Annotated in this window: 8 protein-coding genes; 4 read left to right on the top strand and 4 right to left on the bottom strand. The window is 63.4% G+C overall.

The genetic code is table 11. The annotated features are described in order from the left end of the window. Positions 1-15: 15 nt before the first annotated feature. From ABX75_RS05600 to ABX75_RS05590, 3 genes are read left to right on the top strand one after another with little or no spacing between them, the layout of a single operon-like run. A complete protein-coding gene (locus ABX75_RS05600; protein ID WP_047881588.1) occupies positions 16-762 on the top strand; it encodes a pilus assembly protein in 747 nt (248 codons plus the stop codon). Further along, entirely contained in the window at positions 759-1,283 is a 525-nt protein-coding gene (locus tag ABX75_RS05595) for a CS1 type fimbrial major subunit (protein ID WP_052229511.1), read from the top strand. Before ABX75_RS05600 ends, ABX75_RS05595 begins: the two co-directional genes overlap by 4 nt. Positions 1,284-1,303: 20 nt before the next feature. Beyond that, positions 1,304-2,041: a pilus assembly protein gene (locus ABX75_RS05590; protein ID WP_034096089.1), complete on the top strand. Its 738-nt coding sequence runs from the start codon at positions 1,304-1,306 to the stop codon at positions 2,039-2,041. A 48-nt stretch (positions 2,042-2,089) separates the two neighbouring features. Here ABX75_RS05590 and ABX75_RS05585 read toward each other — a convergent pair whose 3' ends face one another. From ABX75_RS05585 to ABX75_RS05575, 4 genes are all read right to left on the bottom strand, one after another. Then, positions 2,090-7,165 carry an NEL-type E3 ubiquitin ligase domain-containing protein gene (locus ABX75_RS05585; protein WP_047881587.1) on the bottom strand — a complete coding sequence of 1,692 codons (5,076 nt, stop codon included), beginning with the start codon at positions 7,163-7,165 and terminating at the stop codon, positions 2,090-2,092. 176 nt (positions 7,166-7,341) lie between these two features. After that, positions 7,342-11,496 carry an NEL-type E3 ubiquitin ligase domain-containing protein gene (locus ABX75_RS28050; protein ID WP_053060074.1) on the bottom strand — a complete coding sequence of 1,385 codons (4,155 nt, stop codon included), beginning with the start codon at positions 11,494-11,496 and terminating at the stop codon, positions 7,342-7,344. Then, positions 11,484-12,452 carry a dermonecrotic toxin domain-containing protein gene (locus tag ABX75_RS28045; RefSeq protein ID WP_053060073.1) on the bottom strand — a complete coding sequence of 323 codons (969 nt, stop codon included), beginning with the start codon at positions 12,450-12,452 and terminating at the stop codon, positions 11,484-11,486. Before ABX75_RS28045 ends, ABX75_RS28050 begins: the two co-directional genes overlap by 13 nt. 134 nt (positions 12,453-12,586) lie before the next feature. Beyond that, positions 12,587-15,688 (bottom strand): transglycosylase domain-containing protein, encoded by a 3,102-nt coding sequence (locus ABX75_RS05575; protein WP_047881586.1) that lies wholly within the window; start codon positions 15,686-15,688, stop codon positions 12,587-12,589. 174 nt (positions 15,689-15,862) lie between these two features. Here ABX75_RS05575 and ABX75_RS05570 point away from each other — a divergent pair, with 174 nt between their 5' ends. Beyond that, entirely contained in the window at positions 15,863-20,500 is a 4,638-nt protein-coding gene (locus ABX75_RS05570) for a hypothetical protein (protein ID WP_047881585.1), read from the top strand. The last annotated feature ends 161 nt before the right edge of the window (positions 20,501-20,661 follow it).

Here is a 20,661-nt window from a genome sequence, read left to right as displayed (position 1 = left end):
TTATTGGAGAGCGTTATGTGGAGCAAATATGTGTGGGCCTTGTGGTTGCTGTGCGGCCTGCCGCTGGGGGCGCAGGCCGGGCCCAGCCTGAATGTCGGGGTGTTTTACGACTACCTGGACGGTGACAAGAGCACCTACCTCAAGCGCGTGTTCAACAGCGGCGACAGCACAGCGTTCGTCAGGGTTCAGGTGCTGGAAATCCTTTACAACGCCGACGGCACCTCCGAAGAGGTGGAAGTCAAACCCGCCACCGACGCGAGTTTGCGCGATGGCCTGATGGCCAGCCCCACGCGCTTGATCGTGCCGGCCAACGGCATGCAGGGCACGCGTCTGCTGTACCTGGGGGAGCGGGAAAAAGAGCGTTATTTCCGCGTGCGCTTCGTGCCGGTGATGCCGGAAAAGGACGACGAGTTCGCCCTCTCGGAAGAAGAACGCGAAGCCTATAAAGGCGCTTTGTCTGCCGGGGTAACGGTATTGGCGGGCTATGGCACGGTGTTTTTCGTGCGGCCTAAGGACGCGCGTTTCCAGACCGGCGTCGACGACAGCGCCGGCCATTACCGCCTGAACAACGCGGGCAACAGTGTGGTGGTGGTCGACGAATTCAAAGACTGCTCCGCGGCCGATCCCAAGGACTGCCAGCCGACCACCAAGAACCACATTCTGCCCGGTCGCACGTTTGGTTTTGACAAGCAAAAGGGGCGGACCTACCGCTTCACCCTGATCGAAGGCAGCGACAAGAAACCTTATGAGGTCAAAGGATGAGAGTCAGTAAACGCACCCATCGTGGGTGGAAACGAGGCGGTCCGGCCCTGCTGGGCCTGGTGCTGCTCACCGGTGGCGCGGTGTTCAGCCCTGCGGTACAGGCGGTTCGTGAAGTGCAAGTGTTCGATGTGTCGGTGACCATCCCCACCCAGGATTTTTACGTGTTGCCGATCACGCCCGGTTTTCTGGAGCGCGAACAACAGATGATCTGGGACCTGGTGCCGGGGCGCCTGCGGCCCTTGCGGGAACACTTCGACGTCAAGAGTTCCGCCGGCGGCATCAATGCGCGCCTGGGTGCGTTGCCCACCCTGTTCAACGGCGGGCGTACCTACATCGACCTGAGCGTCACGTTCAACGGTCAGGTGCTGAGCCTGGAGGACACCCTGGTGGTGCCCCAGGACGAAGCGCGCCAGGGCAAGCGCGTACTGCTGGATATCTCGGCCGTCGAGCCGCCGGATGGGTTTACCCCGGGTGACTACTACGGCAGCGTCGAGCTGCTGTTCGATGCGGTGAGGCCATGATGGTGTGCAAAGGAGCGGTTATGAAGCGTGTATGTGCGGGGCTGGGCCTGTTGCTGTGTGCCCTGAGTGCCCAGGCGGGGCCGAGTATCAATGTCGGGGATTTCTACGATTATCTGCGCGGCGATAAAAGCACCTACCTCAAGCGGGTCTTCAACGGCGGCACCAAGACCGCTTTCGTCAAGGTCAACATCACCGAAATGCTCTACAAGCCCGACGGCACTTACGACGAAGTCCCGCTCAAGACCGAGGCCGACGGCAGCGTGCGCAACGGCCTGATCGCCAGCCCGGCGCGCTTGATCGTGCCGGCCGGCGGTGTGCAGAGCACGCGCTTGTTGTTTATGGGCGAGCGTGACAAGGAGCGCTACTTCCGCGTGCGTTACTTGCCGGTGGCGCCGGAGAAAGACGATGAGTTCCAGGTCAGCGATGAAGAACGCGAAGCCTATAAAAACACCCTGGCCGGTGGCGTGCAGGTGATGGCTGGCTATGGCACGGTATTTTTCGTTCGTCCCAAGGACAGCCGCTTCGACACGAAGATCGAGAACGGTGGGCAGCGCTACGTCATGCGCAATGCCGGCAACACCGTGGTACTGGTCGATGAGTTCAAGGATTGTGCGGGCCATGACAGTACGGAATGCGCGCCGACCACCAAGAACCATATCTTCCCCGGCCGCACCTTCAGCTTCGACAAGAAGGCTGGGCGCGTCTACCGCTTCTATCTGTGGGAAGGCGATGCGCAGCGCAGGATCGAAGTGCGCTGACGGACCCCGGCAGGCGCGCGCCCGTGCACGCCTGCCGGGGCTCGCGGCTCAACGCTTCGGCGCTCGATTGCGCCAGTCGCCGGCGTCGCGCAAAGCATTGCGCGTCTGTTCGCGCATCCACGCCAGGGCGTCATAGCCCAGGGTCTCTTCCAGGCGCTCGCAGGCGGCCTGAAACGCAGCGTCATCGCCTTGCAACTGCCCATCGGTAATACCCAATAGGGTCGCCAAATCCTGCATCTGCTGTAGGGCCTCGGGCGTCGGCGCCCTGCGCCATTGTTCATGCAAGTCTTGCAGCTCATACAACTGCCCGTGACGTGTCTTGAGCCTTTGCTGATGCTGCGCGTGGCGTTCGGGATAGCGCTGCTCCAGCCAGCCGCGCCAGTGTGGGTCCAGCAGCATGCGGTTGACCAGGCCGTCGCCTTCGCCCAGTTCCAGCACCTGGCGGTACGCGCTGTCGATCTGCGCCTCGCTCACGTTGGCCGTCAGGCGGTAGATCATATGGTCCGCGATCCACGGCAAGTCCAGGCGCTGCGCCAACGCAGTCTGGTAGGCCAGGTACACCTCCACTTCATCCACCTCGCCGGGCAGGTTGTCGACGATTTCGCTGCGCAGCCGCAGGCCCTGGCCGCCCTGGGAGAGCGGCGCCAGGCGCTGGCGGATGTCGGCCCGCGCCACGTCGTTGAGCTGCCGCAATCGCGCAATGCCCCGGCACAGCACGGCTAGGCGCTGCTCGTGAACCTCGGGCGAGGGGGCATAGCGTTCAATCTGATGGACCAACACCTCCACGCCCAGCTCGTTGAATATCTGCGTGCCGGCATCGGCGCAGTTGGCCGGGTAACTGGCCATCTCGAACAGTTTCAGGCGCAGGGCAGTGTCGGTGTCCGCCGCTTCCAGCAGCTCCCAGACCTGTTGCGTTAAGGTGCGGTGGTTGGCGGTGTAACGCTGTTCGTCTTCGGCGCTCTGGAATTCGTCGGGTGCTTCAAGCGCTTTGATCACTTCAAAGAAGCCTTGGGAGCCATGCTCGTGTTCCAGCCGACTCCACAGCGCGCGCGCGGCGTCCTGAGCGGTGGCGTCCAGGTAGGCCAGCCAGGGTTCACTCTCGCCGCGCGGCTCGTAGCTGCGGTCTGCGTCCAGCCCCACGGATTCGCGGTAGGCCCTGAAGCGTTCGCGACTCACCGCCCCCAGACGTGAGCGATCCAGGCGCGTGCGGGCAACCACCAGGGCGGCAGGGCTGCCCAATTCGACCTCGGGCACCTCGGTAATGGCTGTGTCTTGCAGGTTGAGCAGCCAGTGCGGCGGCCGGGGCACATCGAACACCCCGTCCGGCCAGCGTTCGATGGGCGTGCGGCTCAGGTCCAGTTCGTGCAGGTCGCGCATGCGCCCGATATCCGGGACTTGGCGGGTCGGGGTGTGGTTGAGTTTCAGGCGGCGCAGGTAACGCAGGTTTTTCAGGCGGGTAACATCCCGCGCGCGCAATTGCAGCAGGGTGTACGACAGGTCGAGGTTTTCCAGATGGCGCAGGTCCACCAGGGTATCCGGCAGGTGGGTCAGGGGGTTGTGGGTCAGATCGAGGGTGCGCAACGAGGGGAAGCGCGCGAGAAAATCGGCATGCTCTGCCTTGAAGCGGGTTCTGGCCAGGTTGAGCCCGACCACATGGCCGAAATCGGCTTGCAGCGTCGGCAAAGCGTCCGGTAATACCAGGCCGCTGAGGTCCAGCACTGAGCCGCGATGTTCGACCCGGGCGCGTACCTGGTCGTCCCAGCATTCGAGGATTCTGGCGCTGATAAATGCGCGCAACTCGCGCTCCACGCTCAGGCTATGGGCGCCTGGCTGCAGTGCCCAACGCGACAGCTCGCCGTTCAGGCGAATGCGTTCGACGACCAGGGTGTTGATCGTTTCGCCAAGGGCCTGCGGCCCGACGGTATCCATGTAGGTCTGGATACGTTCTTCACTTTGGTAGGGGAACAGGGTTTTCAGAGCCTCCCGATGCAGGTCCGCGCTCGGCTGCGTTGGCCCGCGAGCGGTTCTTTTCGGCATCGGTGTGCCCAGCAGGGCCAGGGTCTCCCGATTCGCGCGAGCGCGTGTCGGCGGTTCGGCCAAGGCGATACGGCGTTCGGCCAGGGGTTCCAGGGTTTGCATCAGCCAGCCGCGCAGCGCGCTGCCCTGGCCGGTGGTGTAGCCCAAAGCGTGCCGGGTGGGATCGGGCAGGGCCTGGAGGATCGACTCGTACAGCGTGTCCGGGCCGTGCAGATGCTTTAACTGATCGTCGAGCACTTCATAGCCATGGTTGCCCTTGCGGATCAGCGTGCGGCGCACCTGGGCGTCCATGGGCCCCGCCTCGCAGCGCAACGGCCCATCGGCCGTGCGTTCGCGAATTTGCAGGTGCAGGTCGGCGAAGGCATCGCTGTGATGCTTGAGGGTGTTGAGCACCATGCGTTCGCTGTCCGGGGTTTGCTGCCAGGGAAAATAGAAACCCTCGTAGGCATGGGTGGTGCGGGCGACGAAATCCAGTTCGCCGGCGAGGTTCTTCAGGCGCAGCGGCACGCGCTGGTGCTCATCCATCACCCGCAGTTCGTCGCTGTTGGCGCTGCTGAGCAGCGCGTCGATGGCGTGGCTCTCCAAACGCGGCAAGTGCTCACGCAACAGGCGCGTGCGCGGCTCGTCGGACAGCTCGCGCAAACGGTGCATATAGGGGCCAATGTCGGGCGCCTGCTGGCTGACGTAATCGGCCAGCAGGTTGCGCAGGTGTTGGAGCCGTTGGGGTTTCGGCACACTTTGGCCCAGCAGCGCCTCGGTCTGGGGTTCATCGAGAAACGCCAGAACCCGCTCCGGCAGTGTGCCGGACATCACTTGCGCCAGGCTCATCTGCAGAGTGTCGGCGGGCGCGGCGTCGGGATTGCCGTAGTGGTGAGAGGCGCCGGTGAGGTCGGCGCGTAGATACACCTGCAAGGCTTTATTCGCCGGCCAGCCGGGCAGTTCGGTAACCGTCTGCTCGAACCACGCCGAGGCCGGGTCCAATGGCTGCCCGACGCGAATACTGTCGCTGGAGCGGCTGGCACTGGCATAGGCGTCGAAGCGGTTGAGGGTGTCTTCCAGCAGGGGCGGCAGCGGCTGGTCGTGGTGGTAGATGCCGCGCAGCAGGTCGTCGTCGCAACCGCTGATGCGGCGGATACGCTCCAGTTGTGTATCGCTCAAGCCCTCTACCGGTCGCCCGAGGCGACGCAGCAAGGTCGAACGGTCCCAGGTCTGGGGGTGTTCCGCCTCGTGCAGCACGATGCCGTCGCGCTTGAGCTGCACCCTGGGTTGATAGGCGTCGGGTCGGCGCGGATGCACGATGCGATGTTCGTCGCGCTCGGCGTCATAGCGCACCCGAAAGTGCTCGCCATCGCGTCTGAGCAGTGCTTGCCCCTGGTGCCGGTGTAGCCCTGACGGTTCGGCACGGGCTTGCGCCGGCAGTTGCAGTGAGGGATCGGCATAAGGGCTGATTTCTGGGTTCCACAAGCGCGTGCGACCGTCGGGTAGTTGCACGGCTTTGAGGCCCTCTACAAAGGCCGACAGCTTCAGGTGCAACGGTTGCGCGACCTGCGCACCGGCGGCGAACGTGCCGAGCTGCAGCAGGTTCTGCGCCACCCCAAACATATGCTCCACGGCCTCCCGCGCCTGGCCCTCGGCCCAGTCCACGATGCCTTCGAAGACCTCGTCGGTCAGTTGATAGGCGGTGTACGCGAGCATCAGTTCACCCAGCCCGGGTATGAAAGGCGTGAGGATTTGCACCGCGACATTAAGTAGGTCGGAAAAGATTTTTTCCAGATTGTCCCACCATGCCCAACGCGCCATGCGATCGACGCGATGGGTCGAGACGGCGAGGCTTTGGGCATCGTTGACGATCTTGTTCAAGCGCACCCGATACAAGTAGTTCCACAGGTCGTTTTGCGTGGAGACGGTCGAGCGGTTCTGGTAGTCGTGCTCGAAGCGTTGCACGTTGAATTGCAGATGCGGGTGCTCGACCGGCGTGTCTTTCCAGCTGGGCTGGCTGTCGGTGGGCGCTTTGTGGTGCCACTGCACGCGGCTCAGGCGCGCATTGAGGTTGGCGAAGAAATACCCGCGTTGGTCGTGGGCGACGAAGCGACTGAAAAAGACCTGATAGTGCTCGACGTCGCGCAGTTGGCGGGTCAGTTCAGCCATGAAGGCCTGCGGTGAAGGGTAGTGCTTGAGCGGGTGTTCTGGGTCGTCCGGCACATAGGCGAGCACCTGGGTCAGCGGCGTGGGCGGCGATGGCGGGCTATGCAGCAGGATGATGCCGGTGAGCCGCGTGTTCATCATGTCCAGGGTGTGGCAATGCAGCGGCTGGCCCTCCCACTCGACGGCGGGTTGGCCGGCGGCCAGGGCCAGCAACGGTGCCAGGGCGTTGCGCGGAATATCGCCCTTGTGCGCGGCCAGTTGCGCGGCCGCGCTCAAGCCGCTTTTCTGCTGGGCAAGCACGTGCTGGCGCACGCGATAGGCGACGCTGCGCTGCTCGAAGCCCAGGGCTCTCTTGAGCTGGGCCTGATACTGCGCGCCGATATCCAGCCTGCGACACAGTTGTTTGAACCCCTCGACAGTCAGCGCCGCTCCGCTGACCTTGTGGGTGAAGCTCAGGCTGCGTTGTTGCCCCCGTGCGTCGGGGCGCGAGAGAAATGCGTAATCGACAAACTGCTCGTTGTCGGCAAAGTTGTGCAGCGCGGCGTCCAGCAACGACACGGTGCGACTGGTGACACCCTGGGTCACGTCAATCACCCACCAGGCCTGGGCGGCGCTGACATACGTGCGCAGAAAGGTATTTTTCACATCGATGTCGCCGTAATCCTGGGCCAACGCCGTGCGCAGTTTGGCCTCGGCGTAGGCGTAGACATCGTTCAAGCCTTGAAACGGCCCATCCAAAGCATTGAGGTTTTGCCAGTGCGCGTCCACTGCCTGCTTGAGGGGCCGCGGTAGCGAGGCGGGAGGGATCGGGTGGCGGCGTGCCGCGTGGTGTAAAGCTTTGAAGCGTTGTGGGTGGGTAGCGGTCAGCCAGGGCGGAAGCGCAGTGTTGATGAAGTCGTAATGCAGCCCTTTAAAGGCTTGGGCAAAGGGGATGTCAGCCATGTAATGAATCCTGGAAATCAGCTCATGAGGCATTCGAGTCTAATGAGGGCAGGGGGCGAGAATAAGCGCGAATACCGGGTTGGATACCCCGACGGGATGGCGTTTGATTTCGAAATTATCCATCTCGAAAATAGCCGGCTACCGCCCCTCGCCAACTGTCGAGGGGCGGGGACGCTTCAGGATGTTTGCGCTGCGATTTCTAAGGCCTGGCGGGTCAGGCGGCGTGCCAGATCTCGGTAGTCGCGCTGGATATGCTCGTAGAAGGTATTCACCGTCGCGTCGGACAGCGGCTGCTCCTCAAGCACCTCGGCTTGCGCAAGGTTCAACGTGTCGGCCAGGCTGACCAGCTGTGTGCGCAGTGTGGCCTTGCGCTCGACGCTCACGGACGGGCTCACCCACTCGCGGTGCGCTTCCAGCAAGTCCTCCAGTTGGCTGCCGGCCTCGGCACGTTGTTCCAGGGCTTGGTTGAACGACTCAACGTATTTTTCTTGCAGGTATTCGTTCCAGAACGGTTGCTCAAGCATGCCGTCGACCAGACCGTTGCCGCGCTCCTGATGGGCAATGTAGCGAGCGGCGCGGCTGAGGTGGGTTTCCGTGACCCTGGCGGTGTTGCGGTAGACCATATGTTCGGACAGCCACGGCAGGTCGAGTCGTGCCTTGAGCCCGGTCTGGTAGGCCAGGTACACCTGCACGTCGTCCACCTGGTTATCTGCGCTGCCGAAGGCTTGTCCCAGCCCCCCTTGGCTGATCGGGTCGGTGCGATATTTGATTTCGGCGCGCGCGCGCTCGTTGACCTGATCCAGGCGCCAGGATTGTTTGGCCAACGTCGCCAGGCGGCTCTCGCGGCTGGCCAGGCCTGCGGGGCTTTGGTCCTTGAGGATGTTTTCCAACAGCGTCTCGACGCCGATGCGGTTGAAGATCTGCGCACCGGCATCGGCGCAATTGGCGGGCGCGCCGGCCAGGCTGAATATGCGCTCGCGGAACTGGGGGTTCTCGTCCACGGCAAACAGCACCTGCCATACGCGTATGGACAGGTCTTCCCGGCCCTGGCGGAACAACCGCGCATCTTCCTGGGTTTGAAAGCGCTCCGGCGGTTGCAGCAGCTGGAGCACGTCGAACAAGCCCTGGGAGCCGTGCTCTTTTTCGACCTCGTCCCAGACCTCCTTGGCCGTGTCCAGATCCTCGCCTTCCAGGCCGCTTGTCCAGTAGTCCCGGTTGGCTTTGTCGCCGACCGGGCGTGTGCGATAGGGGTCGATGCCTTGGGCGCGGCGATAGCTGACAAAGCGGTCTTCGTCGAGGCGTTCGAGCTTGGTACGGTCCAGCCAACTGTTGGCCACGATGCGCGCCGCCGACGAATCCGAGGCGAACTCAGGCACGGTGCGCACGTTGGTGTTGCTCAAGTCCAGTTCCGGTGTGACCCGTTTCGGGCTGTCCAGCCCCGCCGGCCAGGCGCTGATACTGGTTCGCCGCAACACCATGCGGCGCAGCTCAGGCAAGTGGCTGAGGTCCGGAGCGACGCGCAGCTGCGTATTGCCTTCCAGGTTCAACGAGCGCAGAAGCTGGCAGCGTTCAAGGATCGCGTAGTCGCTGGGGCGCCAGGCGATGGGGTTATTGCTCAGGTTCAGTTTGGCCAGGAACTTGATATTGGGCAGCTGTGACGGCAGGCCGGCGAGGTTGTTGTCGGACAGATCAAGGCTGCGCAGATTGGGGAAATTGTCGAGGAAGCCAGTGTCCCGATCCCCCAGGCGTGTGCCGCTGACATTCAAGCGCGTGACATGGCTGAAGTCCGCCCGCAGAGGCTCCAGGCTGGCGATATAGCGCCCCAGGGTCAGTTCGCTCAGGTCCAGCCGCGTTCCGCCGGAGCGTGCCTGCGCAGGCAGCAGGCGTTGATAGGCGCCTTGTTCCCAGCAGTTTTTTAACTCCTTGATGATGTGGCCGCGCATCAGCATTTCGTTGGCCACCAGCGTGGCGCTGGCCTTGGTCAGGCTGGGCTTCTGCTTGCGGAAGTTCTCCAGCTCTGTGTCCAGCACCGCGCGGTCGATTTCCAGGGTGTTGAGCAGTTGCTCCGCTTGCGGGGTTTTCAGGTGCGGTGTCACTTCTTCGATCTGCTCGGTGCTCAAACTTGGGCACAACCTGACCAGGGTTTCCTTGAGCGTCGGCGGTTGTGGCGGTTCGCGCCGAAACAGGCGGCGAAAGGCGTCGAACATGGGCTTTTGCAACAGCGACTGGGCGGCGCGCTCATCCACCTGACGCCGTGTGGGGGCTTGCAGCAGCGTGCGACGGTTGCTCAAGGGTTCCAGTTTTTCTTTGAGCCAGGCTTTGAAAATCGCGCCCTGGCCGGCCACATAGTCGATCTTGCCCGGCGGCAGCAGCCAGATCAGGGCTTCGTACAAGCTGAACTGCGGTTGCGGCGCAGCGCTGCTCATATCGTGGATCTGGTACTGCCCAGGGCCTGTGTGCAGCAGGATTTTCCTCGTGGCGGCCTCGGCGGCGCCAACCTGGCAGCGCACCTGGCCCTGGGCGGTCTGTTCGTGAATGGCGATGCTTATGTCGCTCAGTGCATCAGTGTGCTGGCGCAGGATATTGAGCACCATGCGTTCGGTGTCCGGGGTCAGCAACGCGTCATCGTAGAGCCCCTCGCTTGCGTGGCTGGCGCGCACTTCGTTGGCCAGTGCCCGTGCCAGGTTTTTCAGGCGCAGAGGGATCTGCCGTTGCGTGTTCAGCGTTTCCAACTCATCGGGCGAGGTGCGCAGCAACAGATTGGCCACCAGATTTTTCGGCAACTGCGGGAACTGTTGTTGAATCAGCTCGCCAGGGGCGGTTTCGGCTACTTCCGTGGTGCTGTAGAGATGGTTGAAAACGGCGATTTTTTCCCGCGCCACTTTATCCGCCAGTAACCCGCGCAGGGCCTGGATGCGCGCGGCAGACGTAGGCCCGACCGGCGCGGGCAACAGGCCGGCGAATTCGCTGTCGCTCAAGAACGTAGAGAGGCGTTCGGGCAATTGGCCGGCGCTTACCTCGCGATGGCTGATGTTCAGGGTGTCGGCATCGCTGGCTGTGGCTGCGCCGTAGGTGAGGGCGTGCCCGCTCAAATCATCGTTGATAAACACGGCGATGGCCTTGTTCGGCGGCCAACCGGGTAGCTCGCTGGTGGTTTGCGCGGCCCAGTTGTCCGGCAGCTTGGCGGCGGTGCCGGCGCGCACCTGGGCCGGTGCGCGGTCGACCTGCGCCCGCAGCCTTATTCGCCTGAGGGTGTCGACCAACAGCGGCGGCGGGCTGTCGCGGTCGGCGTACATCATGCGCAAGTCTGCATCGCGGGTGGCGCTGGTCTCGCAGGCCTGTTCCAGCTGGGTCGCGTCGAACCCTTGCACCACCGGGCCAAGGCGGCTGCGCAGCCTGTGGCTGTCCCAGGTCAGCGGGTCCTCGCCTTCGTGATACCACGCGCCGTGCTCGTTATGAACGAGCCTGGGGGCGTAGGCCTCGGCGCGGGTGGGGTGCTTGATGCGATAGGTGCCGCTGGTTTCATCCTGCTCGACGACATAGTGCTGACCCTCCAGGCGCAGGACTTTCTGCGCGCGGTGCCCATGCAGTCCGAGGGCATCGGGCTGTGCGTCGGCCGGCAACTGCAACGCGGGGCGGGCGTAGGGCGCCAGATCCGGGTTCCACAAGCGCGTTCGGTCGCCCACCTGCACGGGTTGCAAACCGTCGATAAACGGCGAGCGCTTGAACGCACCCACCACTTTGCCGCCGATGGCGAAGGCGGCCACTTGTACCAGGTCGTTGGTGACGGTGAGCAGATGTTCGCCGGCCTCTCTGAATTGGCCTTCGCTCAAATCCACTGCGCCTTCGACCGCATCATAGGTGAGTTGGAACACGGTGTAGGCCAGCATCAGTTCGCCCAAGTAAGGCACGAACGGCGTGACCACCATCAGAGCGACATTGAAAATATCCGATAACAGGCGGGTGAAGTTGTCCCACCAGGCCCAGCGCGCGTGGGCGTCGGCGTCGGCGGTGGAGACCGCAATGGCGCGCCCGTCGTTGAGGATCTTGTTGAGCGACTGCTGGTAGAGAAATTGCCACAGGTCGCCCCTGATCGGGGTCGCGGAAAACTGCAGGCGGGGGGCGGTCAGTGGCGTTTCGCGCCAGCTGGGGCGAGGGTCCAAGGGGCTGTACTGATGCCATTGGACGCGGCACAGCCGCTGGCTCAGGTTGGCAAAAAAATGCCCGCGTTGAGTGTGATCGACAAACTGGCTGAAGAACTGCTGGTAGGTCTGTTGCTGGCGCGACGGGATCGGCGCGTTGGTTTGCAGTTTGCGCGTCAGGTCCTGCATGAAGGCGAGGCTTGAGTCGTATTCTTTGACCGGGCTTTCGGGGGGTCATGGGGAATATAGGCGATCAACTTTGAGGTGCTGGTTACCCGCTCCAGGTCCGCGGCGATCAGCAGAATGCCGCTCAATGACACGTCCAGAATGCTCAATTGATAGAACTGCATCACGCCACGATCACCGCGCAACGTGCGCATCAGCAGGTGGAAGCCGGCAATGCTCAAGTCGGCGGGCTGTTGCGCGACAGTGGGGATGCTGGCCAAGTGAGCGGCGACTTTGAGGGCAGCTTTTTGGCTGGCGATCACCTGGTGCTGCAATTCGGTGCGCGCCGCCGTGGCTTCAGGCAGCAGACGCTCGTTCAAGTAGCGTTGATAGTGGGCGCCGAGGTCCAGCTCACGGCACAGGGCCTTGAACTGTTGGATCGACATCGTAGTGTCCAACGGCAGCACGGCGAAGTGCCCGCGATAGTCGGGTTGAGTGATATAGCAAGAGTTGATGTCAAATGTTTCGCGTTTGGCGAAGTTATGCAGGGCGGCATCCAGTAATGAAACTTTGCGGGTGGTCACGCCGTTGGAAAAATCAATGACGTACCACGGCTTTGCAACCGGAATATATAAATAAAGAAACGTGGTCTGCACATTCAGGTCGAGGCCGTATTTATCCTGGATGGCTTTTTTCAAGCGCGGTTCGGCGAAGGCGTATACATCCTGGATATCGCTTAACAGCCGGTCCACTTGGTTCTGCGTGCGCCAGCCGTCGGCATTGGCCTCCTGCAGCGCTTGATGCTGCGCCGAGGTGAGGCCGGCGAGCCCGGCCGGCCGCGTCAGAGTGGCGGTGTTCAGTTGGCCTAGCCTTGTCGGTGTGCTGGAGGTGATCCAGTCTGGAATGGTTTGTTTGATCAACCCGTAGTGCGGGCCTTTATAGGTGCTGCGCGTAGTTTCAAGTGGAAGAAGTTCGGGCATGAACAAAGACTCTTTAATGGGTTCGAGTCGCTAGTTTCATGCTTTGAGAATTGCCGTAAAAGTTCAAAATGCTGAAGCTTATTAATCCATTGAGTGTGAAGTTAATGGGTTATTTGAATGCAAGTTATAGATAACTAACGCCCGTTGTCGGGGGCTTGGCACAGGGTCTGTTCGCCGGGTTGCAAATAGGGCGTCAACAGCGGCGCCATGCCTTTGAGCACCTGCACCGGCAATGCCGAGGTGAAGGTGAAATTCTGCGCCGAACTGCCGGGTACGAACGCGGTGAGAGTGCCGAAATGATGCTCACCGATATAGAACACGAAGGTGGCCGTGCGGTTGATCGACTTGGAACTGAGCACCCGCCCGCCGGCACCAATGGCCTCGATGCGGTTGTCGCCGGTGCCAGTCTTGCCGCCCATGATCAACGGCGTGCCGTCGCTGAGTTTGAAACTGCCGGACACGCGTTTGGCGGTGCCGGCATCCACCACCTGCGACAGGGCTTCGCGCAATGCGGTGGCCACTTCGCTGGGCATGACGCGCTTGGCTTTGTCGGGGTTATTGATCAGGTGCGTTTCATAGGGGGTGCCGGCGGCAAAGTGCAGACTGTCGATGCGCAGGGTCGGCTCGCGCACGCCGTCGTTGAGGATGATCCCCACCAATTCGGCCAGCGCCGCCGGGCGATCACCGGAACTGCCGATGGCCGTGGCCAGCGACGGCACCAAGTGATCGAAGGGGTAGCCGACTTTTTTCCAGCGCTCATGAATATCCAGGAAGGCCTCGACCTCCAGCATGGTGCGAATGCGGCTGTCGCGCGCGCTCTTGTGCCGGCTCTTGAACAGCCAGCCGTAGACTTCCTGGCGTTCGTGCTCGCTGGCGGCCACGGCCTGGGCAAAGGTTGCGTCAGGGTGGTTAAGCAGGTAGCCGAGCAGCCACAGGTCCAACGGGTGGACCTTGGCGATATAGCCTTGGTCCGGCAAGTCGTAGGCACCGGGGCCGTAGTCGGTGTAGAGCTTGGCCAGGCGTTCGTCGCTGAGTGTTGTGGCGGTGCCGGACGGGGTCAGGTGCGCCCGTACAAACCGGTTGAAACTCGCCTGGCTGGCCTGGGGCAACAGGTAGCGGTGTACGGCGGCCAGGCGGATCGCGGTGGGGTGGAGGCTGTCCAGAAACGTATCGAGGCGCGCTTGGGTGTCTTTGTTGCGGTACTTCTTCCAGAAACGCAACAGGTAGGTGGTGCCCTCGCGGTCAGCGAACTGGGCCAGGTATTCCTGGCGACGCGGGTCGTTGTCGTCTTTGAGCAGCGCGGCGCTGTTGCCGGGAGCCTGGTAGGTGCTGTAGCGCACCAGGTCGCGCATCAAACGGATGAAGGGCAGGTTGATCGACTCGCGCAGGGACTCGCGCAAGGTCGGGTTGCGCCCGTTGTCCTCAGCGCGAAAATTATGAAAACGATGCAGGCCGCCACCGGTGAAAAAACGTTCGCCGGGGCTGGCCGAGTACTGCCGGTCGAGGGCCGCACTGAGCATTTTCGGCAGGCTTGGATCGGTGTTTTGTGCCAGGTAATCCAGGGCCCAGCGCGATAGGCGATCCTGCTCGTCCACCGGGATTTTCTTCAAGGCGGCGGGCGTCTGGCCGGCATAGCGGTCATGCAGCTCGCTGATGATTTGCAGGTAGGTGGTGAGCACTCGCAGCTTGGCGGTTGAGCCCAGTTCCAGCTTGCTGCCTTCGTTGATGTCGAAGGGCTGATCGGTGCTGTCGGTCTGCACCCGCACCCGCGCGCCGTCGGCGGTCATCTCATAGAGGTTGAAGCTGTAGCGCACTTGGGCGGTGCTGGCGGGGGTCAGCAGGCGCGGCCCCAGCAGGCCCAATTGCGCGGCGAAGGCCGGGTCCGCCAGGCGCTTGAGGTAGTCGGTGGCCTGGGTTTGCAGGTCGCTTTGCAAGGTACTGGTGGCGGCCAGGTCCAGGCGGTCAAGGTCGTAGAGCGGGCGATTGAGCAATGCCGCGAGGCGGCTGCGGGCGACACTGATGCCTTTGTTGGTGTCGATCGGTTGGATCGTCGGTTGTTGCAGCCAATCGCGATAATGCACCTTGCTGGCCAGGGCCGCGTCGGCCAGCGCCGCTTCGATCACCTGGTTTTGTGCGAGCAGGCGGATATGGCTGTCGGTCAGGCTGGCCAGTTCGTCGTGGCCCCGGGTCAGGTAAAACGACGGGCGCCGCTGGGCGATCATCAGCGACAGCACCTCGCGCAGCGCCAGGCCACGTTGGCCGAGCAGGTCTGGCTCGTGGCCGGCGAGCAGGGCGTTGGTGCGGTTGAAATCGGCGCCGAACCAGACCCGCAGGCCTTCGGCCAACCCATGCACTTCGCCGTGACCGGGCACGGCGGACAGCGGCACGCTGTTGAGGTAGTCACGCACGATGCGCTGGCGCGCCTGCAAGGTCTGCGGGCCGTCCTGATAGGCGCGCACGCTGGCGGAAATCATCTGGCGGATCTTCTCGCTGCCCGACAACGTCAGGCCATCCGGCGAGTGGCGGTATTTTTCCAACTGCGTGGCCAGGGTACTGCCGCCGGCGGTCTGGCCGGGCAGGTGCAATACCTTCGCCACTTGCGACCAGGCGGCCTTGGCGAAGCGTGGCCAATCCACCGCCGGGTTGGCCAGCGGCTGGTCGGCGGCGAGTAGATCGCGGTTCTCGATAAACAGCAGGCTGTTGACCACCACCGGTGGAATCGCGCCGAAATCCTGATAGGCCTGCTGTGGGTACATGAAGGTGTACAGCGGCGTGGCGCGGCAATCGCTGATGGTCAGCCCGGCTTGGATTTTTTCCGCGTAGGGCACGAACAGGTCGTGCTCGGTGTAGGCCATCAGCGCCGCAGAGAACCGGGCCTGGCGCTGGATCAGGTAGTCGCGTTTGAGCAGGCGCGGCAGAAACTCATCCAACGCGCTGTAACCCAGGCGTTTATCGAACGGGCCGTCGCCGGGATAGACGATGGCGTCGCTGGGGCCGGGTTGCACGTCGTAGGTCAAGGTCTGGGCCAGGCGACTGAAAGTGCGGGCCTGCCAATGGGAGGTGAGCATCTCGCGGCGCGCCGCCACGCCGGCAATGACGCTGCCGATCAACAGCAACAGCCAAAACATCCTCCAGGCGTAGCGGGGTTTGCGCGGCTTTTCGGGCAATGGCGGTTCAACCGCACTGTCGGTGGCAACCGCAGCGGGAGGTGAATCGGTGTGCCATAACGCGCCCATAGTCGATTGATCCATTCACGCAGATTGATCGGACTTGACTCAAGCTTAGTCGCTGATTGGCGTTGGCAAGGAATTTGTCGCCGCCATAACCGGTTACCGCCGGCAGCCCAGACGGCCGCGCTAGCGTGCGTGTTTGATCGGACCGATCCCCGCGTCCGGCACAAGGAAGTCAGCATGCCTCAGTCGACAGGTTCAACCTCCGCGCGTCACGACCATATTGAACAGATCGTCACCGTTTTTTCCGATGTTCCAACCCTGCACGAGGTAGCGGTGACCCAGGTGCAGGCCCTGCTGGATACGCATTACCCCGCGCTTAATTACCTGGCCCGGCGGGTGGCCATCGGCACGCCGTTGCGCGCCGACCAGCATCACTACAGCCCCTTGCCCGATGAAGTGCTGTTGCGCCTGGCCAGTGCCGCGCCGGTGCGCTACGTAGAAGGTCATCATCAGGCGGCGTTGCACCAGCGCGAGAACTATGTGCCGGGCGGGCCGTCGCTGGCCGACATGGAGCGATGGGTCAATCAGTTGGGCCCGCGTCTGCTGGAGGCCTGGCTGGCGCGTCTGGGCGATTGGTGGCGCGACACGGTACCGGTGCAAACCACGCGCTGGGCCTACTTGTCCGCCAGCCTGCTGGCCTTGTTGTACGACTGTGACCCGCCGGCCGGCATGGATGAGCAGGCGTTCGAACGGATATTCCCGCGCGAACGGCTGCGCCCGATCCGACCCGATGCGCAATGGAGCGTGCAGCAAGAGGCACTGAGCGTGTGCACGGTGCAGGTGCGGCGCCAGGGCAGTACGCAAGCGCCGCGCATGCTGCCGGTGCTGGTGCTCGACCATGCCCCGAGCGGCGCGCAAGCGCGTACGTTGCTGTTGTTCAGCCCAGCCACTGGTATTCATCCTCTGGACAGCCTGGACGCTATCGAAGCCCTGATCCCCGATTACCTCAGCCAGGACCTGGGAGGAGGGGCGGTGGAGTGGTTTATCGAACAACCGCCGGCGGACCCCTTCGATCTGCTGGCCGCTTGTTATGCCGAGCGCCAACGGCTCGACGTGCTGGCCATCGACCCCACGGTGCCGCGCACGCCGCGCCAGTACCAGCAGATGCTGGACTACGTGACCGATCCGCGCCGCTGGTTCGAGACGGTGCTGACGCCGATCCAGCAACGCTTGCAGGATGCGCTGCCGCTGTGGCTGGTGCACGCCTCGGCGGACGACAGCCTGGCCTACGCCCGTGGGTTGCAGGCCCTCGCCGAGCAACAGGCGCGTGCCGCCGGGCAAGGGTTTCTCGACGGTATCCCGCCGATCCGCGCCTTTGCCGCCGAGGCCCTGAAGCGGTGCCTGGCCAAGCAACCCTTGGCTAAAGACCTGAACCCGGACGATATCGAGGTGACCTTCAACCTGGTCACAGCGGCCATGTTGCCGGGCGGTTACCCCAGTGGCGATGTGCAGCGGGTCAGCCTGAGCCTGACGGAACTGGCCCTGGAGAACCTCAGGGGCTTTCCCCATGCGCCGTCCCAGATCACCCTCAAGGGCCGCGCCGCGCCGACTTGGTTGAGCGCTTCGTTGTTGCTGGCCTGCGTCACCGAGGTGGACATCGGCCAGTCCTACCCGGACCTGCTCAAGCAAAAGCTCATCAGCGATCCCCCCGAACGCGCACGGCGCGAAGCCCTGTTTACTGGGCAATTGCGCGCGCAGCTGCCATTGCTGGCCTTGCAGATGAAACTCAAGGGGGAGGGCGGGTTGACCCAGGCAGGTGCGCGCTTGGTAGCCACGGCAGTAGCGTCGGCTGCGGATGAGCAGGCGACGATCTGGCCTTTGGCGTTCAAAGCATCGCCCACGGCCGCCGAGGATCCTGTGCTCAGCCACTTTGTGATCGGCGCGCGCAATAGCGAGCAGGGGCCGCATCTGCTCTACCGGCCGTTGTTCACGCCGAGTCTGCGCGAGTTCGAATCCCCTCGGGCGCTGTTGCAGGCGATCCAGGCGCCGGGCGAGTTGCAGGACAACGTGCTGGCCTGGATCGCCCCGAGCCGTCAGGCGGTGTATGCCAACGGTGGGTTTCTGGAACCGCATATCCGTCACTTTCATCAGGGCGATGAATTCAGCGTACCCGCCCGGCCCGCGCCCGCTCAACTGAGCAAACAGGTGCAAAGCAGCGACCCACTGCCCCGGCTGTTTGCTGCCACCGCCGAAGCGTTGGTAAGCCTGGCCGACGCCGAGTCGGTGTCGAACGCCGAGCAGCGCTGGGCGACGATCAAGGCCGGTGGCTGGTTGCTGTTCAGCAGTGCGTTGCCGTTTCTGCGTGGCCCGGCGTTGCTGGCCGGCTGGATGGTGCAGGTGCTGGACAGCGTGCAGCGCGACGTGGCCGCCTCGACCCCCGCCGATCCCGTCGCCCAAACCGAGGGCGCAATGGACCTGCTGAGCAATCTGGTGATGGTCCTGGCCTATCGCGCCTCGCCCCACGAGCGGCCGGCGACGCTCGATCTGCGCCATCCGGTGTTTGCGCGCACCCGAGCTACGCTGGCGTCGCCTTCGCCTACGGTGACGCGCAGTGCCGCCGCGCTGCCCACCCATGCGCCGTACCGCTGGAGCAGCGCCCGCGATACGTTGACGCCGTTTATGCGCGAACGTCTGGAGGGGCTGAGCCTGCGCGCCGTGCAACAGCCCTGGCCGCTCGCGTTGCCGGGCGCCGAAACCTCGGGTCGACTCAAGGGCTTGTTGCAGGACACCCGTTCGACTCCGCCGCAATGGCAGGCGGTGGTACGCGGCCATGTTTATCGAGTGCGGCTGGTCGGCGACAGTGTGCAAGTCACCGACACCGCCGGCACGGCCAGCGGCCCCTGGCTCAAACCGCTGGAGGGCGGCGGCTGGGATCTGGACCTGCGCCTGCGCCTGCGCGGTGGCCAGGCCGACACCCCGGCGGCGCCCGCCAGCACCGAAGCGCGTCGCCAACAACTGGAGCAGGATTTACGTCAATACGCCCAACGCCGCGAAACCGCGGAGCGTGCTATCGGCGTGGCGCGCAGCCTGAAAACCAGCCACGCCGGGCACATCACCGAACAACAGCGAATCGCCGCCGATGCCCGCTACCTGCACGAGTTACAGAACAAACTGGAGGCTTCTCGCCTTGAACTCCAATGCCTTAAAGACCTGCAAGCTCTACGCCCGCGCCCCGGTTACGAGCGCGAGTTGAGCACGCTGCTCGAAGGCCAGATCCTCAACTTGCGCCAGTTGCTGCAATACGCTCGGGAAGCGACCGCCGCGCTGCATGCCAGGCTGGTGCCGGCGCTGGAACTGGTGCAAGCCGAGAGTGCGGCAGAGGCCATGTCGGACATCAACCAAGAGGCGCATCGCAGCATCATCGAAGGCATGCGCCTGTTAGCCGACCAAAATCAGAACGCGATTGTCTGGCGCAGCCTGGAAATCGACACCCTGGACGCGCTGGAGCGAGTGCCCAAATACGGGCGAGACAAAGCCCAGGCGTTCAAACAGAGTGAGGCGGCTACGCCGACGGTGCTGGAGTTGCAGTCGTTGCAAGTGTCCGCGTTGTGGGCGGTCGCGCTTAACAGCGAAGGTCCGAAGCTGGACGATGACTTTTTCCAGAGCTTGGACGACACCGTACAACGTGCCCGCTGGGCCAGTGGCTCCCAGGCGCAGCTCGATGAGCTGGCGTCGCACAACCCGGAGTTGCGCGTCGAATTGCTGGAGAGCTTCGATCGCGTGTATGCCCAGACCGACGACCGCATCGAGTTCTGGCGGGCCATGGAACCGGACAAGTTCCACCTGGGCTACCTGGAAAAACTGCAACAACTGTTCGCCCAATTGCACCTTCAGGTACAACGCGAGTTGGCCGCGACTTTGGAGCCGGCGCCTGTCACCCGGCCCGCGTCCCGTGTGCGGCAGAAGAAAATAATCCGCACGCGCAACCAGGACCTGTACGTGGCGCGGGTGACAGTCACCAGCGATGAGCAGCCGATTGAAATCGCCGAGGTCACCGACGCTCAGAACGAAGTGATTGCTTCGTTTACCCAGGCCACCGACGGCATCTGGGAGCCGCTCAACAAAACGCCGGTGCAGCGCACGACGTCGTTGCCCAACCTGGCGCGCTTGATCGAACAAGGCCAGGCCCTGCGCGCGCCGGTGGAAAAGGCCATCGCCGAAGTGTTGAAAATGGCGCGCAACGCCAACGAACCGCAGTCCCTGCAAGACATCCTGGAGCAGCGCGCCGACAAGTTACGCCGCTGCGCCGATGCCATTCAGCAGCGCCTGTTGCTCAGCGAGCCGGATCGTTTGGCGGCCACGCAAAGAGCCCGGGCGCGCACCGAAACCGACGAGCTGCGAGCCGCTGCCAGTCGCTTGTCCGAGCAAGGCTTGCAGGCGCGCTTGACCGCCATCAAGGCGCGCCCGCCGACCCAGGCCGGGTTGGACGTGTTGGTGGGGCATCGCGAAGCCAAGGTGTATCGTCAGGGCGAGCGCGTGGCGCTGGCCGGGCGCTCGGACGACTGGCTGCAAAGCTATGTGGTGATCGACGAACAGAGTCGTCAGCCCTGGTGCTATGGGCATTTTCACTATGGGCGCCAGACCGGGCCGGATGATCATTTCAGCGCCGCGCACCTCAAGACTCCGGAACAGCATCGGTTGGGCAAACAAGCGCAGATCCAGGTCCAGGCTCAGGCATTTGCCAGCATGCAGGCAGGGCAAAGCGGGCGCGTAAGCCAGACCCTGGAGATCCATCGCGGCGAAATCAACTTGCGCATGGCCCGCAAGCTGTTCTTCGATGCGCCCGCCTGGCCTGAGGGCAAAGCCGCGAGCTAGAGCGCTCGCCGCCCGCACCTACGACCAGAGTAGGGGCATGACGCTGCACCTTGGCTGTGCAATACTCGCCGCCGTTTCCACGGCAGAACGCCACGTCAGGCAGTTAATGCCCCTCCGCATAAGCGGCTTTTGCCGCGAGTTCTCGCCAAATTTTGTCGTTT

The sequence above is a fragment of the Pseudomonas sp. ARP3 genome, assembly GCF_001029595.1.
GTDB classification, from domain to species: Bacteria; Pseudomonadota; Gammaproteobacteria; order Pseudomonadales; family Pseudomonadaceae; genus Aquipseudomonas; species Aquipseudomonas rhodesiae.
This window is presented reverse-complemented; position numbering and strand designations above follow the sequence as displayed.

Bases quoted from the DNA above. Each gene is read 5' to 3' on its own strand.
- ABX75_RS05585 (WP_047881587.1), bottom strand. From the start codon at position 7,165: ATGGCTGACATCCCCTTTGCCCAAGCCTTTAAAGGGCTGCATTACGAC.
- ABX75_RS05600 (WP_047881588.1), top strand. From the start codon at position 16: ATGTGGAGCAAATATGTGTGGGCCTTGTGGTTGCTGTGCGGCCTGCCG.
- ABX75_RS05575 (WP_047881586.1), bottom strand. From the start codon at position 15,688: ATGGGCGCGTTATGGCACACCGATTCACCTCCCGCTGCGGTTGCCACC.
- ABX75_RS05595 (WP_052229511.1), top strand. From the start codon at position 759: ATGAGAGTCAGTAAACGCACCCATCGTGGGTGGAAACGAGGCGGTCCG.
- ABX75_RS05570 (WP_047881585.1), top strand. From the start codon at position 15,863: ATGCCTCAGTCGACAGGTTCAACCTCCGCGCGTCACGACCATATTGAA.
- ABX75_RS28050 (WP_053060074.1), bottom strand. From the start codon at position 11,496: ATGCAGGACCTGACGCGCAAACTGCAAACCAACGCGCCGATCCCGTCG.
- ABX75_RS28045 (WP_053060073.1), bottom strand. From the start codon at position 12,452: ATGCCCGAACTTCTTCCACTTGAAACTACGCGCAGCACCTATAAAGGC.
- ABX75_RS05590 (WP_034096089.1), top strand. From the start codon at position 1,304: ATGAAGCGTGTATGTGCGGGGCTGGGCCTGTTGCTGTGTGCCCTGAGT.